The sequence below is a fragment of the Bradyrhizobium sp. JYMT SZCCT0180 genome (assembly GCF_018130165.1).
GTDB lineage: Bacteria > Pseudomonadota > Alphaproteobacteria > Rhizobiales > Xanthobacteraceae > Bradyrhizobium.
On record NZ_JAFCLZ010000005.1, the window covers coordinates 130,962 to 147,473 of the forward strand.

Here is a 16,512-nt window from a genome sequence, read left to right on the forward strand (position 1 = left end):
GACCTCGGCTTGGTCAGGCGACCGACGCGTTACGGCGTCGGCACCGCAAGACTGACGATCTTCTCACCTTGCAACTTGTTCATCAGGTTCGTGACTTCGTCCTTGCCCAGCGCACGGTTGCCAAACTGCAGCCGGAACATGCCGCCCTTGGCGCCATCGACGATCGAGGCCTGATAATTGTCCAAGAGCGCGTTGATGTCGGCGATGCGCGCGTCCGGGTTAAACCGCACCAGCGCGCGCGGCGGCACCGCGGCACCGAGTTCGCGGGTAAGCGGCGCCGACGTCTGATTGAGGCTCAGCGAAGCGGTCTGGAACGAGGCGGTCTGATTCTTCACCAGCACTGCGCCAATCACCCCGGCCTGCAGCAGCAGCGCGACCGCGCCGAGGCTCGCCGACCAGGCCAGCGTCCGGGGCGAAAGTTTGGTGAAGAATTCCGCGATCCGCGCCGAGAGATTGATCGACACCGACGGCTTGCGCTCGGGCTCGCCGTCGATCGCCGCGAACAGCTTCTGCATGGCGCGCGCGGACGGCGCACCCAGGCTTTCGTTGAGATGAATGGTCTCGGCATATTCTTCCTGGATCACGGCATATTGCCGGGCCAGGTCGGGATCGCCGGCGAGCGCCTCATCGACGCGGCGCGCATCGCGCGCGTTCAACGTGCCGGCCGCATGGAATGGCAGCAGCATCTCGATTTCGCCGGGCTCTTGATCCAGCATTTTCTTGCTCATCGCCATCATGGCCAACCTCGCTCAATGCCGGCTGCCTTGAGCAGTTCGGCCAATTTCTTGCGCGCATAAAACAGACGCGTCTTGACGGTGTTTTCGGGAATTCCGACGATTTCGGCCACCTCTTCCACGGACTTCTCGTGGTAGTAGACGAGATCGACGATCTCCCGATGCTCAGGCGAAAGTGATGTCAGGCACTTGCGCAACGCATCACTGGTATCTTTCTTCTGAACCACCACTTCCGGATCATCGGACGTATCCTCGATCGCGTTCGCGGTCTCATCGTCCAGTCCAACATCCTTCCGGCGCCTAAGTGCCGACAGGGCCTTGAACCGCGTAATCGCCAGCAGCCAGGTGGTAACGGCGGATCGGCCTTCGAACTTCCCAGCCTGGCGCCACACATCGAGAAACACCTCACTGATGAGGTCTTCCGCAACCTGTTCGTCCCTGACGAGCCGAAGCCCGAAACGGAACACCCTGACATGGTGCCTTCCGTAAAGCACCTGCATGGCGAGCCGGTCGCCTTGAGCGATCCGAGCGATCAGAATTTCGTCTGAGGCCGCCTGTGTCGCACTCAATTGCCGTCTCGCAAGGTTGGTCGGGGGGAGATGGCGGAGGGTTCGATGGCCGAGGCAAGATTCTTCACATTACGGCAATGAACCAATTGCATGTGTGATCTACCCCACATAGGCGCACCGGCCGCCAAAGGCGCCGGCGAGAACGAACAAAGCCCCAATTTCGGTATCATAATACGGCGTTACTTTCCTAGAGAGCGCGCGATCCGGTGCGACCATACCAAGGGTTAGTCTACAAGGCAGCATCTGCTTACAGCTTGGGCTGCCGCGCAACGGTTCCCGCAAGTTCAATCGGCCGAATTTCCGTTGCGAAACAGGATACTGGCAGGTGTTTTAACGGACCAGATTCGGTTCCAAAAGATACCAAACCTAAAGGCTTTCCCACTTAGATTTTTGCCGAGTTCCACCAACGGCGAGTCCATGGGCACCGCTGCCTCCTCATTCGTGAATCCGGCCGATCTGGACGGCGTCGGTCCCCAGCCGGCGGCGAAGGCGCTTGCCCGGCGCGCCAAGCAGCGCCGCCAGATCCTGATCATGATCGGGGTCAGCTACATCATCGACGCCGGGGTCCTGCTGCTTTATGCGCAGGCCGGCTCGATACCGCCCATGATCGCCCCGGCCTATGCCGCTTCCGGCCTGACGCTGGTGATTTTCAGCCTCATCCTTTCGGAATTCGGGTTCAACGAGCGCTTCAAGGATCATTATCTCGTCGCCCCGCAGGCGACCATCTGCATGCTGATTGCACTGGCGTTCACCTATATCGCGCCGGAAGTCGGCGGGATGTTCCTGTGCACCCTGTTCATCGTGTTCAGCTTCAGTTCGCTGCGCTCGATCCCAGCGCAGACCATGATGATCTGGACGGCGATGACGATCGGCCTGGCCGGGCTGTTCCTGTTGACCGACAGACCGATCTCGATGCCGCATGGCAGCCACCTCGAGCGCTTTGCCACCTTGCTGGTGTTCGTCCTGAGCATCGGACGCTGCATGTTCTTAGGGATATTCTCCAGCTCGCTGAAGCAATCGCTGTATCAGAGCGGGCTGAAACTCAAGGAAGCCTACAAGCGGATCGAGGAGCTCGCCGAACTCGACGAACTCACGGGATCGTATAACCGCCGCTGCATCATGCGGATGCTGGACGAAGAGATCGCCCGCGCCGGCCGCAATGACGCACCCTGCTCGATCGCATTGATCGATCTCGACTGGTTCAAGCGCATCAACGACGCCTTTGGTCATCCGACCGGCGACGAGGTACTGCGGACTTTCGCCATCACCATGTTCGCCAACATCCGCGGCATCGACCGCTTCGGCCGCTACGGCGGCGAGGAATTCCTGCTGGTGCTGCCCGGCATGAGCACCGAGCACGCCGTGCGTGCGCTCGACCGGCTGCGCGGGATCATTGCAGAGCTCGACTGGAGCGCATTCTCGCCCGACATGAGCGTGACCATTTCCGGAGGCGTCGCGACGCTGAAGGCGGAAGAAACCCCGGACATACTCCTCGCCCGCGCCGATAGCGCGCTTTACGCAGCCAAGGCACAGGGACGCAACCGCATCGCCAGCGCCTGAACCGACCATTTCAGTTGTTCCGGCGACGGAGAAGCCGTCGCCGGCTTTTGCTCCAGGATAGAGTCATATGAGTTCGAAGTCCGCTATCGCCCCCATGAACCTGCTCGACGAACTGCAGACCACGCTCGCGCACGGGACGGTCGCCCGCCGGGTCGAGACCTTGCGCCGGGTGACCGACCTCTTCATCAACGGCGCGGTGGATTATTCGGATGAACAGGTCGGCCTGTTCGATGATGTCTTCCAATGCCTGATCGTGCACATCGAAACGTCAGCCAAGACATTGCTGGCCAACCGTCTCGCGCCGATCGACACCGCACCGCCGCTGACGATCCGGGCACTGGCATTCGACGACGTGATCGAGGTCGCGGGGCCCGTGCTGTCGCAATCGGCACGGCTCGACGACAAGACCCTGATCGAGAATGCGCGCAGCAAGAGCCAGGCCCATTTGATGGCGATCTCGACGCGCAAAGTACTGAGCGGCGCGGTCACCGACGTGCTGGTCCAGCGCGGCAACGATGAGGTGATCCAGAGCACCGTCAACAATCCGGGCGCCGAATTCACCGAGCGCGGCTTCACGCGGCTGGTCAACCGCGCCGAAGGCGACGACAACCTCACGACCTGCCTCGGCCTGCGTCCGACCATTCCACGGCATCTGTATTTGAAGCTGCTGGCCAAGGCGTCCGACACGGTGCGGCAGCGGCTGGAGGCGGGCAACCCGCAAATGGCGGCGCAGGTGCCGAACGCGGTCAAGGAGGCGACGCGGCGCGCGCGCTCCGCACCGTCGGCGATCACCAGAAACACCGAAATTGCCCACGCGCTGGTCAAATCGCTTCATGAGGACGGCCGGCTCGACGAATTCCAGGTGGCGTCGTTTGCCGAGGCCGGCAAATTCGACGAGGCCAACGCTTCCATCGCGGCGCTGGCCAATGTGCCGGTGGCAATCGCCGAGAACATGATGATCGAGAGCCGCGCCGAAGGCGTGATGATCCTGGCAAAAGTGGCCGGCCTGTCATGGTCTACTGTCCGGGCGATCATCAACATGCGCGACGAGTTGACGGGCGGGGAGCCGACCGACATATCGGCGTGCAAGGATACCTATGAGCGGCTGCGGCCATCGACCGCCCAGCAGGTGCTGCGCTTCCATCGCATGCAGCAAAACGCGCCCGCGAAGTGAGCCACTTGTTTGTGTCGTCCCGGCGAACGCCGGGGCCGATACGCCGCGGCTCCTCGATTTAGCAAGCTGTTCGACCACTTTCGCTCACCACAAGCGATTGTGGTTATGGGTCCCCGATGCGCAATTGCGCATCTGAGCTCAAGGCCGGGACGACGAAAAAGTCAGAACCTGAGCAGTTTCGATCCGGCGAGCGCGCCGATCGCCGTGACCAACGCGGTCGAGAGCGTGTACCAGGTCGCCACGAACAGCGGTGAATCATCGGTGCAATGCGACGCGTAGAGCGTCGCCGCCAAACCCGCCGACAACATTCCGGCGATGGCGCCGGCCAGAGCGGGCCGCGCCGGCGCGCCGTGACGCAGGCCAAGCAGCGCGCCTGCCAGGATCGGCAATGACAGCAGCGGGATCGCCGTCATGCACATCCGCGAATTGTTGCCCATCAGCCGCGTCATCATTGGCAGCCGCTGTGGCATCATCATCTCGCCGCCGATGCCTGCGGTCAGAAGCCCGGCCGGGATCAACAGCAGCCAGCCGAAGCCGCGCAGTGACGCTTCCGGCCGCGACAGATGCAGGCTGACGGCAATGGCCGCGATCGCCAGTGCCAGCGTCACGGCGAATTTCAGATCGAAGAACGGATTGCGCATCGCGGTCATTACGTCGGGCCGGATGCCAAGCTCGGTGAAGAACATCAAGAGCGAGACGGGAGCCGCCGCCATCAGCGCCAGCATCAGCGCAAAGCCGACCGGCCGGGCGCGGTGCGTGTTGTCGGCAGCCAGGGTTTTGATGAGCTGATCGGTATCCATTCTCATTGTTCCCGTAACTTCGCCGTCAGGCTGGTCAAGCCCCGATGCAGCGCGACCCGCACCGCGCCCTCGCTCATCGCCAGTTTGGCCGCGGTATCCTTGATCGAAGCACTCTCGACGGCGATCGACTGCAGGACGTCGCGCTGGCGCGCCGGCAGCGACGCCAGTTGGGCAGCGACCTCGCCCGCCGACGCCGTCTCAACCGGTGCCTCGCCCGGGAGCACCTCGGCGAAATCGTCGATATTGACGAACACCCGCCGGCCCCGGCGCCGCAGCGCGTCGATCAGCTTGTTGCGGGCGATCGCAAACAGCCATGGGGCAAACGGGGCGCTGACGTCCCAGGTGTGCCGCTTCAAATGCACCGCCAGCAAAATGTCCTGCACGATGTCCTCGGACTGATCGACCGGTTGCCCTGCACGCGCGAGCCCGCGGCGCGCCGCGGCCCGGAGCACCGGCGTGACGGCCTTGAGCAGGCGATGATACGCCGTACTGTCGCCTGAAATGGCCGACCGCATCAGGCCGGTCCATTCGTCCTCACGTTCGCGCACGCGCGCTCCCACCTTGCAATTCGGTCGCTTTATCAATTTGTTACGTCATGGGGCTGAGATCACGAAGTCGTGATCGACGTGCCCCAGCGTATTTCTTCGCGCATCCTCATTCGGGAATCGGGCAGCCGGTTCCTTGCCGGCTGGCTCATACCATCGATCGCTCTGGCTCGCACCCGCGCCGGCTGCTGCAACGTTGTTGCCCTGCTTTTGCCGTTCTTGCCCGAAGATTCCCTTTTTTTGCCCCGCTGTGGACACGGGGCGGGGTCTCATTTCGCTTTCGGGGGCGGGCAAATGGGGAGATTGCCACATGATTGTCAAAGCCAGCGGGCGCTCGGCCTTGATATTAGCAACAGGGCTCTTCGTATGTTTCGCGGCGCCATCGCCGGCGACGGCAGCCAGCACGGACCGCGCGGCCGCCACGTCGAAGTCGGAAAGCGCGACGCCCGGAAAGTCCGCCCGGCAGAGCACCAAGCACTGGAAGCGCTACACGCGTCGATCGGGCAAAGTCGCGTCGAAACCTGCCGAGACCAGGAAAGCGGTCGAGGTGGCCGACGCCTCGACCAGCGGCGCGCTCACGATTCCGGCGTCGATCGCCAACGCCAATGCGCAACTGGCATCCGCCGATACCGCCCCTGGCAGCGCCCAGGCGATGACGGCAAAGGCCAATATCCTGCTGGCGTCAGCCGACAAGCCGGGGGAAGCGTCGTCCACCACCGAAGCCGTGGTCTCATCTGATCAGCTCAACGATGTCGATCGGGCCCTGCAACAAAACCCGGCCACGCAGACCGTCGCGATGGCTACGACCAAACCCGCCCCCGCGGCGCCGGTCCTGGCTTCCAGCCCTGACAGTTCGACCTGGGATCAGACCTCGTTGATCGGAAAAATCTTCATCGCCTTTGGCGCGTTGCTGACGATGGCCTCGGCGGCGCGCATGTTCATGGCGTGAGGTATCGGGTACCGAACGCAGCGACATGCGTCCGGGCCGCCTCTTCAGCCCACTTGAAGCCGAGCCCACTTGAGGTCCTGCCTACTTGAAGCCCAGCCTACTTGAAGCCAAGCCCACTTGAAGCCCTTGCCGCCAGCGGGCACATTGCCCGCCAAATCAGGCACCGGGGTGAACCATGGCTACGTTCGAACACATCATTGTCGAAAGCAAAGGCGCGGTTGGCATCATCACGCTGAACCGCCCGAAAATGCTCAACGCGCTGTCGTTCGGCGTGTTTCGCGAGATCGCCGCCGCCGTCGAAGACCTCGAAGCCGACGACGCGATCGGATGCATCCTGGTCACCGGCAGCGAAAAAGCCTTTGCGGCCGGCGCCGACATCAAGGAGATGCAACCAAAAACCTTCATCGACATGTTCTCCAGCGATTTCGCCGCCATCGGCGGCGACCGCATCGCCACCTGCCGCAAGCCGACGATCGCGGCCGTCAGCGGCTATGCGCTCGGCGGCGGCTGCGAACTTGCGATGATGTGCGACATCATCATTGCCTCCGACACCGCCAAATTCGGCCAGCCGGAAATCACGCTCGGAACCATCCCCGGCATCGGCGGGACCCAGCGGCTGACGCGCGCGATTGGCAAATCCAAGGCGATGGATCTCTGTCTCACGGGACGGATGATGGACGCCGCGGAAGCCGAGCGTTCGGGCCTGGTCAGCCGCGTCGTGCCGGCTTCCAGCCTGATGGACGAAGCGCTGGCGGCGGCGGAAAAGATCGCCTCGATGTCGCGCCCCGCGGCCGCGATGGCCAAGGAAGCCATCAACCGGGCGTTCGAGACACCGCTGTCGGAAGGCATGAATGTCGAGCGCAATCTGTTCCACTCGACGTTTGCGCTGGAAGACCGCTCCGAGGGCATGGCGGCCTTCATCGAGAAGCGCAAGCCGGTGAACAAGAACCGGTAAGAGCGCACACGCTCTATGTCGTCCCGGCGAACGCCGGGACCCATAGCCACCGGCAGCTGTTATTATGCACGCTGGTCGTTATCTTCCTTTTCCAGCAAAGCTAGCCGCGGCGTATGGGTCCCGGCGTTCGCCGGGACGACGATGGAGTTATTTCGTCGCCCCGCTCCGCGCCAGCGCCGCATTCACCAGCGCACGATAGGCCCGCTCGACAAATGTCGTCGGGCGGTCGAGGCCCAGCCGAGCCAGGCATTCGAGACGCGCGGCGTTCGGCGGCTGCGTCATTCCCTGCCATAGCAGACCGGGTAACCGAAGCGGCGTGCGCTGGGCGTCCCGCAACAATTGCAAGGCCGGGATCAGCCGCTGTTCGGTCTCCGTAAAATCGCTGCCGAACGGGAACGACGGCAGCAGGCCCGCCTCGCGCGCGGGCTTCAACGCTGCCGCGATCGCTTCCGGAAAATTCCGGCGATGCGCGCGCGGAATTTCAAAATCCTTCGGCAGCTTGCCGGCATCCTTGGCCACCTTTGCGAGTTCGCCCTGGAAGCGGGAGTCTGAAATCGAAAGCATCGCCGCGATGGTCTCGGCGTCGGATTTTCCCCTGACGTCGGCGACGCCATATTCGGTGACGAAAACATCGCGCAGATGCCGCGGAATGGTCTGATGGCCGTAGTTCCAGAGGATGTTGGATTGCGCCTTCGCGCCGGTCTGCCGGGTCGATTCCAAAGCCAGAACGGATCGCGCGCCCTGCAATGCGAACGCCTGCGCCACGAAATTATACTGACCACCAACACCGCTCACGACCTGGCCGTTCTCGAGGCCGTCGGAGATCGCAGCGCCCATCAAGGTCGCCATCATCGCATTGTTGACGAAGCGGGCATCGACGCGCGCGCGACGTTTGATGTCCTCGTCGCCATAAAGCTGGTTGGTGAACGACACCGGCATCATCTGGATGCGCGCGATCTGTTCCGCCGGCATTTCGCGCAGCGTGCGATAAAACGCTTTCGGCCCGAGGAAGAACGCGCCGTGCAGCGTCACGCCGTCGACTTCCCGCTTGAGAACGCCGGCGTCGATCAGGCCGAGAAACGCCTCGAACAGCATTTCGCTGACGCCGTACAGTCCCTTCTCGAACGGTCCGGCCTGCGGCACCACTTGTTCGGGCGCGAGCCGCTTCATGACCGACTGGAATTGCGCATTGTCGCGGTGACGAACGATCAGGCCCTGCGCCAGCGCATCGCCGACCTGCCCGATGCCGATCTGTAGCGTGCCGCCATCGGGCACGAGACCCGCGGCATGCAGGCCGATGGCGTATTTGGTGTCGCTGATCGGCTCGGCCGGCGGCGCGAACAGCGGAAAGTCCGTCTCGGGGCTGTCGAGTACCGCGCTGAATTCGTCGCCCGCCAGATCACCGGCGCCGGGCATGAACGGCAGTTCGGAATTGACCTGGCCCACCAGCCTGAACGACGCCCGGCCCTCGGCGCGGGCGCGCAAAATGTCGAGCGTGGTGTCGGTGTTGCAGCTCAGGCTGTAGCGCGCGACGCCACCCTCCACGCGCTTGGCCACCAACTGGGTGACGACATTGAGCCCGCGCGCCAGCAGATAGGACGCGGCATGCGTGTAGTTTGCAGAAATGTAATGCTGCTGCGGATACGGCACGTGCAGCCACTTTCCGGCGAGGAAGAAAAATTCAATCACCTGGATGTTGGGCGGCAGCGCGCCGGCATGCAGCGCGGCGGCGTAGGTCAAATCGGGATAGCCGCCGAACAGCCGGTCGATGACAGGACCGATGAAGCGCTTTTCAAGCAGGCTGCCCGGCTTCGGTTTTTCCAGGGTCAACGCGGAAAACAAGGTCAGGTTGATCGAGCGATCGGCCGCGGCACGCGCATAGAGCGCATTGATGATGTGGTTGGCCTTGCCGAGCCCAAGCGGCAATCCCACCACGAGGTTGGTTCCGACATCGCGGATGATGTCTTCCGCGATCGCTTCGGGGTCGGAAAACAGTTTCGGCATCAAAATGCGGACCCGGCGTCATGCAACGCCGACCGCCCTGGAATAAGACGCCGGCTGCTCCGAGCTATAACGCATTTGTTACCGAACTTCGTCTGTGACGAACCTGCAACAGCCAAGCGCCGAATTCCTGTGAGGATGTCGCGCGACCGTTTGCCAGTGGCGGCACCGCCCCCTAAACAGGTAGATGTGACGAGGCCGTCGGCGGGGGCGGACGGGCCTTGGGTAGTTGCGGGATCAAATGGTTGGGCGTGCCGCTAGAGTTGGCCACGTTGCAAGGCGCGTGCTTCGAACAGGCATTTGCCTTGGCGTCGTGATGTGCGTGGCGTTTGCCGCGGCAGGCGCCCAGGCCGAGAACCTCCCGGACGCGCTGGCCAAGGCCTATCAGACCAATCCGCAGCTCAACGCCGAACGCGCGCGCCAGCGTGCCACCGACGAAGGCGTGCCGCAGGCGCTGGCGGGGTACCGGCCGCAGATCGTCGCCAGCCTCACCGCCGGCCTGCAGGCGGTCCGCAACCTCCTGCCCGACAACACTGTGCAGTCGGCGAACCTGAAACCCTGGACCATCGGGGTGACGGTGACCCAGACCCTGTTCAACGGCTTCAAGACCGCCAACAGCGTCCGCGTCGCGGAACTGCAGGTTTCGTCCGGCCGCGAAGCGCTGCGCAATGTCGGCCAGGGCGTGCTGCTCGATGCCGTCACCGTCTACACCAACGTGCTGGCGAATCAGTCGCTGGTGTCAGCGCAGCGTTCCAACGTCGCGTTCCTGCGGGAAACGCTGGGCATCACCCAGAAGCGCCTCAATGCCGGTGACGTGACGCCGACCGACACGGCCCAGGCCGAAGCCCGCCTCAACCGTGGCCTTGCCGACCTCAATGCCGCCGAGGTTGCCTTGGCCATCAGCCAGGCCACCTATACCCAGGTGATCGGCAATGCGCCGACGCAGTTGAACCTCGCCGAAACCGTAGACCGCTATCTGCCGCGCAGCCGCGATGACGCCACCGGTCTCGCCTTCCAGCAGCATCCGGCGGTCTTGGCGGCCGCCTTTGACGTCGACGTCGCCTCGACCAGCATTCGGGTCGCCGAAAGCAGCCTGATGCCGACCATCACGATGCAAGGCAGCGTCAGCCGCAGCAAGCAGTCGGATCCCACACTCGGCACCTTCGGGACCGACCAGGCTTCGATCGCCGGCCAGCTCAACCAGCCGATCTACGACGGCGGCATGGCCGCCTCGCAGACCCGGCAGGCCAAGGAGATCTCGGCCCAGAGCCGGCTGGTGCTCGACCAGGTCCGCAACCAGGCGCGCACCGCGGCGGTCGGCGCCTGGGTTGCCAATGAAGGCGCCAAGGTCGCGGTGTCCGCTTCCGAATCCGAAGTGCGCGCTGCAACGGTCGCCTTGCAGGGCGTGCAGCGTGAGGCCGCGGGTGGCCAGCGCACCACGGTCGACGTGCTGAACTCGCAGCAGGATCTGATCCTGGCGAAGGCGCGCTTGATCGGCGCACAACGCGACCGCGTGATCGCCTCCTACACCCTGCTCAGCGCCATCGGCCGGCTCGACGTCAAGACGCTGGGGCTCAACACGCCGGATTACCTGCCGGAAGTGCATTACCATCAGGTGCGCGACGCCTGGCACGGCCTGCGCACGCCGTCGGGGCAGTAATTCGCAACTTTGTCGCCGGTGTTAACTGCCCGCTGTTCATGTCCGCGATTTTTCATCGCCGGGAATCTGCACTAGCTTAAAATTCGATCTGATTTGACTGCACCCGATTTTGATCGATCCATTTCTGCGAGGCCTCGTGATCTCAAACATACTGCGCTGGTCGGGCAAGACGCTGCTGGCGCTCCTGATCTTGATCGTGATCGCGATAACAGCGTTCCGGATGGCAGCATCGATCCGCGAAACCCACACCCGCGCCGAGCTGGCGCCGCCGTCGGGTCGTCTGGTGCCGACCAGCTCCGGTGGCGTGTTCGTGCAGGAAAAAGGCCCGGCGGATGGAATTCCCGTCGTGCTGTTTCACGGCACCGCGGCGTGGAGCGAACTCTGGCGGCACACGACCGGCGTGCTCGCCGCCGCCGGCTTTCGCGTCATCGCCCTCGACCTGCCTCCGTTTGGATTTTCCGATCGTCCGGGCAGCTACACAAGGAAAGATCAGGCTGCACGCATCAACGATGTTCTCGTCAATCTGAAAGCCAGGCCTGCGATTATCGTCGGCCATTCCTTTGGCGCCGGTGCAGCGACCGAACTGGTGATGCGCTATCCAGACCGGGCGCGAGGCCTCGTACTGGTCGATGCGGCGCTGGGACTGACGGTAGCTACTGCCGAGGCGCCATGGATCATTCAGCCAAAATGGATTCGCGAAATACTGGTATCGCTGACCATCACCAATCCGGTGGCGACGAAGACGCTGCTCGAATCCCTGATCGAGAAAAAGGAACGCGCGCTGCCTGAATTCGTCGCGATCCTGCAACGGCCGACGACGCAGCGCGACACCACCCCCGACATCGCCGACTGGCTATATTACTTCCTCGGCGCCGACCGCAACGCCGTGAGTGCCGATCGCACCGCATATGCACGGGTGAAACTCCCCGTCGCCATCCTGTGGGGTGACAAGGACAACACTACTCCGGTTGAGCAGGCGCTTGATCTGCGAACGCTGTTGCCGCCGGACACCACCCTCACCTTGCTGCCGGGCCTTGGCCATATTCCGCAAATCGAGGACCCCGCTTTGTTCAACGACGCCCTGCTCAAGGCGCTCGGAAAGCTCTAGACTTAAGGACAGATTCGAAAAGGCCGGAGGCATCATGGATATCATCAGATTGTGCGCCTGGGGCTACGCCGCCCTGCTCGGCTTCGTGATCCTGACCGGATACATCCCGGCCTTCATCGACCAGAACGACATGATCTTCGGCCTGTTCCGCCGCACCTGGTATGCCGACGGGCTGCATCTGGTTTCCGCGCTGTGGGCACTCGCGGCAGCGCTGACCTCTCGCCGCGCCTCGGAACTGTTCTTCCAATTGTTCGGCGCGTTCTACTTTGCCGACGGCTTGCTCGGCCTCTTCACTGGCTCGGGCTATCTCGACTTCGGCATCCTGATCAACGGTATCCGCGACTTGCCGCTGATGACGCGGGTGTTCACCAATGCGCCGCATCTCGCCCTCGGCGGTGTCGCGATCCTGATCGGCTACCTGCTGGCGCCGCGCACGCGGACCGCCGTTCATGCTTAAATGGCTGCGGCGCATTCTTGTCGTCATCGCGATCCTGATCGCGGTATCGGTGCTTGGGCCGCTCGCCTATATCGAGGGCACGTGCCGCCCCTCTTCGTCGGCTTCGGCGTCACCTGCGCCGTCAGTAACGCTGCCTGCGATCAACGAGCCGCGTTACCAGCGCAAGCAGAACAATACCTTCTTCACCTTTCCCGAATGGTACATCGTTTATTCGTTCGAGGATTTCGGCCGCTTCCTCGATCGGTCCAGCGAAAGCCATTTCAATTATCTCGGACACATTTTCGGATTCTGGCGCAGCTTCTGCACCATCAATCAGGCGGTGCCGCCGACCGGTGAATCGCTCACCGAAGTCAAAACCATGATCTATGTCATCGGCGTCAGCTACTCGATCGAATACGCCATCAAGGGATTTTATGAGAACACCATCGGCCGTGTGTTCGAATGGATCCGGGGCGAGGAACGGACCCCGCAAGACCTGTACGCGCGCAAGGTACTGCAGGACTATGCGGCGTTTCTTTACACCGTTCCCTGGTTCAAATTTCCGTTCCGCGAGAAGCTCGATGGCTTGATGGCGATCTCGGCGCGGACCGATAGCCCGCTGCGAACATGGGAACGGTATTTTGCGCTCGGCACCGAGTACTATCTCAAGGTCGGTTATGCCGCGCTGATCCAGAAAGCGCTCGATGCCGGTGGCGACGACGAGCCGCGCGATATCATGTTCGCGGTCGCGACGTTGCCGCCGGCGGTGCTGGCGAAGGAGCCGCGCATCAAACCGATCCGCACGCTGACGCCGCAATGGCAGCTGGTGCAGACGCCACGCTACAAGGATTTCACCGAAATCCTGCAGAGCCTGCTGGACCAGGGTTTTGGCCTCGCCGAGATCGCCGGCAACCGTGAAATCCTGATCACCGTGATCGCGCCGGATGCCGCCAAGCTCGACGTCAAGGGGACGACGGAGCTGTTTTCACTGGAGCTTGATGGCAAACCCGGCTTCCGCAGGGCCGGCCTGAAGGCTAGGATCGACCGTCTCGTCGATATCAACCGCGACCTCAAGGCCAGGGGCGTGAGCATCGAGCATTTCTATGACTACTGAAGCGCCACATCATGGCAGGCTGCGGCCACTACGCCGGATCTCGGGCGCTTTCGCGCTCGTGGTGTGCGGCTGGCTTGCGGTTGTGGTCGCTTTGACGTTCGGATCGGCGCCGGGCAAGTCGATGGCCATCGTCGGCCCGCCGGCGCACGCGCTGGCAATCATCGCCAAGGCCAACGGCCGCGTGCTTGCAGCGAGCAACTATGTCACTTTTGCCCGCTCCGACGATGCCGGCTTCGTCGCCCGCCTCTATGCAGCGGGTGCACTCCTGGTGCTGGACGCGGAGCAAGCCGGCGGCTGCAGCGGGCTTCCACCCAAACGCATCGCGCAGCTGTGATCTTCCGAAAGTCGGGAAGTTCGATTCATCTCTCGTCATGGCCGGGCTTGACCCGGCCATCCACGTCTTTCTTTGCTTAGTGCAGCAAAGACGTGGATGCCCGGCACAAGGCCGGGCATGACGGAGATGAGAGCTCGCCGCGCTACGACGCGTATTTCTGATACATCGTATTCGTGAACAATTCCGCCGGATCATACTTGCGCTTCGCCGCAAAGAAGTCGTTGATCTGCGGATACGACCGCTGCAACTGATCCTTCGAATAATAGAGCTGGTAGGGCAGGAAAAACCGGCCCTTGTGCGCGATCGTGAGATCGATCAGCTCTTCGGTCGCCTTCTTCATCCGCTTGTTGCCTTCATCATCCGTGGTCTGGTTGATGTAGAGCACCAGCGAGAATGCCGGCTCCGGCGAATAGGTCAGGAAGTTGTCCTCCTGATGCACGATGCGCACCGAGGCATTCAGCAAATTGGTCTTGTTGTCGGTCAGCACCTTGCGCATGCCGTCGACAAAGGAGACGAACTGGCTGCGCGGGATGAAATATTCATGCAGGATGTCGGTGTCGTTGGGCAGCGCGTTGCGCAAATACGGCACGGAATCGTGCATCGGGTCGTTGCGGTTGACGAGACAGGCCTCCGCCGAGCCGATCGCCTGCGCCCGCGTCACGGTGCAGGTTTCCATCCGGTGCTCGATGTGCTTCTCGGACAGCCACTTCATTTCCTGGAACAGCGGTCCCTGCTTGGACAGGTTGATCGTAAGCCGCCGCAGCTTGGTGCCCGAGACCTCGCCAAGCGGTTCGCGCTTGAAATCTGATCCGTCGACCTTGGTGTAGGTGTAGAGCAGCAACTCCCTGAGAAAACTGCTCGGCGCGGTTGAGAGGTGGCCGTACATCAGGCCGATATTGGCATCCTTCTCGATCTCCTTGGCGAAGACGTCAGGAAATTGCTTGTAATCCATCATGCGGCGTCCGGTCTGGTAGACCAGATTGTCGGCGATATCGAGCTCGGCCTCGACGATCACGCCGAACAGGCCGTAGCCGCCGACCACGAGGTTGAACAATTCCTTGTTCTCGGTTTCCGACACCGTGCGCAGTGACCCGTCCGCCAGCATCACGCGCATCGACTTGATCGATTTGCGGAGCGCGCCGGCCTGATGGTCCATGCCGTGGGCGTTGACCGAAATCGAACCGCCGACGCTGAAAATATCGGTCGATTGCATCGCCCGCACCGCAAAGCGCGGGTGCAGCAGGTTCTGGATGTCGTGCCAGGTCGCGCCGGGCTGCACGGTGATGGATCGCCGGCTCTCGTTGAGCACGACCTTGTTGAAGCCGCGCATGTCGAGCACGATGCCGCCCTTGCGGAACGCCTGCCCGCCCATGCTGTGCCGTACGCCGGCGGTCGTGACCGAAAGTTTGTTGTCGCGCGCAAACGTCAGCGTTTTGCTGATGTCGTCGACGCTGCGCACCTCGACCACGCCGTAGATTTCGGTCTTGTTGAGACAGCTGGCATCATTGATGCTGCCGCCGAGCTGCGACCATTTTACGTCTTTCAGCGGCGCAATCGCCTTGATCCGCTCCAGATCGATCTTGGCCTGCCCGCCACCCCCCACCGCCGGTCCGCAATCCTTTTCGCCGCTGGGATCGGCGGCAAGCGCCTGCAGTTTGCGGTAGCCGTAGACGCCAAACAGCACCACGACAACAGCGGCGACGGACGCCCCGGTTTTGAACCTTTGTGAAAATTTTCGCATGCATTGATTCCAGATGATGACGGATAGTCCGGGCGAGCCGATAATTAGTCAAATTGGCGCGGCGATGGTTCGATGGATTGCCGGGCTTACTGAAACGCTAGGCCTTGATATTGCGATGAAAAGCTGCCGCATTCACATCATGGGAGCATCGGGTTCGGGCGTCACCAGCCTCGGCCGCGCGCTGGCCGATTCGCTGGCGATACCGCATCACGACACCGACGATTATTTCTGGCGACCGACCATCCCGCCCTTCAGGGAAATGCGTGAGGCCGCCGAGCGCCTGAAGCTGATGGGCGAGATGTTCTTGCCGCGGGCGGGTTGGGTGCTGAGCGGATCGCTCAATGGCTGGGGCGATACGTTAGTTCCCGATTTCGATCTGGTGGTCTTCCTCGTCACGCCGCGCGAGATCCGCTTGCAGCGCCTGCGCGCCCGCGAGGCCACGCTTTTCGGCACCGATGCCTTGGCTCCGGGCGGATGGCGGCATCAGCAGACCGAAGAGTTCATCGAATGGGCCTCCGGCTACGAGGAGGGCAACGCGGGCCGCAATTTGGCGAAGCATCAGGCGTGGCTTGCCGCACTGCCCTGCCCGGTTCTGCGTCTGGATGGATCGCGGCCGCTGCCGGAACTGGTCGCGGAAGTGCACCGCGCGATTGGCGGCCAAGCCAATCCCACATAGCTACCGCCCTTTCCGCAACGCGTGCAGCTCGATAGTCTCTCGCACACGACCGCGGCTGATAACGCCGGCGCAAGAATGGGGAAGCGCTTCCGCAGAGATCGACCGGCCACGCGCCCGGTCGAGATGCGAACAATCAACAACATCAAACGCACAGGG

The 16,512-nt window shown here is 62.6% G+C and carries 16 protein-coding genes; 10 read left to right on the forward strand and 6 right to left on the reverse strand.

Going from position 1 to position 16,512, the window contains the following annotated elements; translation table 11 throughout:
- Positions 1-29: 29 nt before the first annotated feature.
- Positions 30-737: a hypothetical protein gene (locus JQ641_RS09230; protein ID WP_211995660.1), complete on the reverse strand. Its 708-nt coding sequence runs from the start codon at positions 735-737 to the stop codon at positions 30-32.
- Positions 734-1,303 carry a sigma-70 family RNA polymerase sigma factor gene (locus JQ641_RS09235; RefSeq protein WP_192737403.1) on the reverse strand — a complete coding sequence of 190 codons (570 nt, stop codon included), beginning with the start codon at positions 1,301-1,303 and terminating at the stop codon, positions 734-736. Before JQ641_RS09235 ends, JQ641_RS09230 begins: the two co-directional genes overlap by 4 nt.
- Positions 1,304-1,720: 417 nt before the next feature.
- Between JQ641_RS09235 and JQ641_RS09240 the strand changes: the two genes are divergently transcribed.
- Together JQ641_RS09240 and JQ641_RS09245 are read left to right on the forward strand one after the other, a co-directional pair.
- A complete protein-coding gene (locus JQ641_RS09240; RefSeq protein WP_211995661.1) occupies positions 1,721-2,863 on the forward strand; it encodes a GGDEF domain-containing protein in 1,143 nt (380 codons plus the stop codon).
- Positions 2,864-2,930: 67 nt separating this feature from the next.
- Complete coding sequence (locus JQ641_RS09245; RefSeq protein WP_211995662.1) at positions 2,931-4,037, forward strand: DUF2336 domain-containing protein; 1,107 nt, start codon at positions 2,931-2,933, stop codon at positions 4,035-4,037.
- A gap of 161 nt (positions 4,038-4,198) precedes the next feature.
- Here JQ641_RS09245 and JQ641_RS09250 read toward each other — a convergent pair whose 3' ends face one another.
- Both JQ641_RS09250 and JQ641_RS09255 read right to left on the reverse strand, forming a co-directional pair.
- Positions 4,199-4,837, reverse strand: a complete 639-nt coding sequence (locus JQ641_RS09250) for an NrsF family protein (RefSeq protein WP_211995663.1) — start codon at positions 4,835-4,837, stop codon at positions 4,199-4,201.
- Between the two features lie 2 nt (positions 4,838-4,839).
- Entirely contained in the window at positions 4,840-5,385 is a 546-nt protein-coding gene (locus JQ641_RS09255; protein ID WP_211995664.1) for a sigma-70 family RNA polymerase sigma factor, read from the reverse strand.
- A 307-nt stretch (positions 5,386-5,692) separates the two neighbouring features.
- Between JQ641_RS09255 and JQ641_RS09260 the strand changes: the two genes are divergently transcribed.
- Positions 5,693-6,331 carry a hypothetical protein gene (locus JQ641_RS09260; RefSeq protein WP_249150293.1) on the forward strand — a complete coding sequence of 213 codons (639 nt, stop codon included), beginning with the start codon at positions 5,693-5,695 and terminating at the stop codon, positions 6,329-6,331.
- A gap of 175 nt (positions 6,332-6,506) precedes the next feature.
- The gene (locus JQ641_RS09265) at positions 6,507-7,286 is read left to right on the forward strand and encodes an enoyl-CoA hydratase (protein ID WP_211995665.1); all 780 of its coding nucleotides are present in this window, start codon (positions 6,507-6,509) and stop codon (positions 7,284-7,286) included.
- 147 nt (positions 7,287-7,433) lie between these two features.
- Here the strand turns inward: JQ641_RS09265 and JQ641_RS09270 are convergent, their stop codons facing one another.
- The gene (locus JQ641_RS09270) at positions 7,434-9,290 is read right to left on the reverse strand and encodes an acetyl-CoA hydrolase/transferase C-terminal domain-containing protein (RefSeq protein ID WP_211995666.1); all 1,857 of its coding nucleotides are present in this window, start codon (positions 9,288-9,290) and stop codon (positions 7,434-7,436) included.
- Between the two features lie 238 nt (positions 9,291-9,528).
- Between JQ641_RS09270 and JQ641_RS09275 the strand changes: the two genes are divergently transcribed.
- From JQ641_RS09275 to JQ641_RS09295, 5 genes are all read left to right on the forward strand, one after another.
- Positions 9,529-10,947: a TolC family outer membrane protein gene (locus tag JQ641_RS09275; protein WP_211995667.1), complete on the forward strand. Its 1,419-nt coding sequence runs from the start codon at positions 9,529-9,531 to the stop codon at positions 10,945-10,947.
- Positions 10,948-11,083: 136 nt separating this feature from the next.
- Positions 11,084-12,055 (forward strand): alpha/beta fold hydrolase, encoded by a 972-nt coding sequence (locus JQ641_RS09280; protein WP_211995668.1) that lies wholly within the window; start codon positions 11,084-11,086, stop codon positions 12,053-12,055.
- A 34-nt stretch (positions 12,056-12,089) separates the two neighbouring features.
- Complete coding sequence (locus JQ641_RS09285) at positions 12,090-12,512, forward strand: hypothetical protein (protein WP_192737394.1); 423 nt, start codon at positions 12,090-12,092, stop codon at positions 12,510-12,512.
- The gene (locus tag JQ641_RS09290) at positions 12,505-13,605 is read left to right on the forward strand and encodes a hypothetical protein (RefSeq protein ID WP_211995669.1); all 1,101 of its coding nucleotides are present in this window, start codon (positions 12,505-12,507) and stop codon (positions 13,603-13,605) included. Before JQ641_RS09285 ends, JQ641_RS09290 begins: the two co-directional genes overlap by 8 nt.
- Entirely contained in the window at positions 13,595-13,939 is a 345-nt protein-coding gene (locus JQ641_RS09295; RefSeq protein WP_211995670.1) for a hypothetical protein, read from the forward strand. The genes JQ641_RS09290 and JQ641_RS09295 overlap by 11 nt, the downstream gene beginning before the upstream one ends.
- A gap of 142 nt (positions 13,940-14,081) precedes the next feature.
- Here the strand turns inward: JQ641_RS09295 and JQ641_RS09300 are convergent, their stop codons facing one another.
- Positions 14,082-15,680: an FAD-binding oxidoreductase gene (locus JQ641_RS09300; RefSeq protein ID WP_211995671.1), complete on the reverse strand. Its 1,599-nt coding sequence runs from the start codon at positions 15,678-15,680 to the stop codon at positions 14,082-14,084.
- Positions 15,681-15,795: 115 nt separating this feature from the next.
- Between JQ641_RS09300 and JQ641_RS09305 the strand changes: the two genes are divergently transcribed.
- Positions 15,796-16,356 carry an ATP-binding protein gene (locus JQ641_RS09305; RefSeq protein WP_211995672.1) on the forward strand — a complete coding sequence of 187 codons (561 nt, stop codon included), beginning with the start codon at positions 15,796-15,798 and terminating at the stop codon, positions 16,354-16,356.
- Positions 16,357-16,512 lie beyond the last annotated feature (156 nt).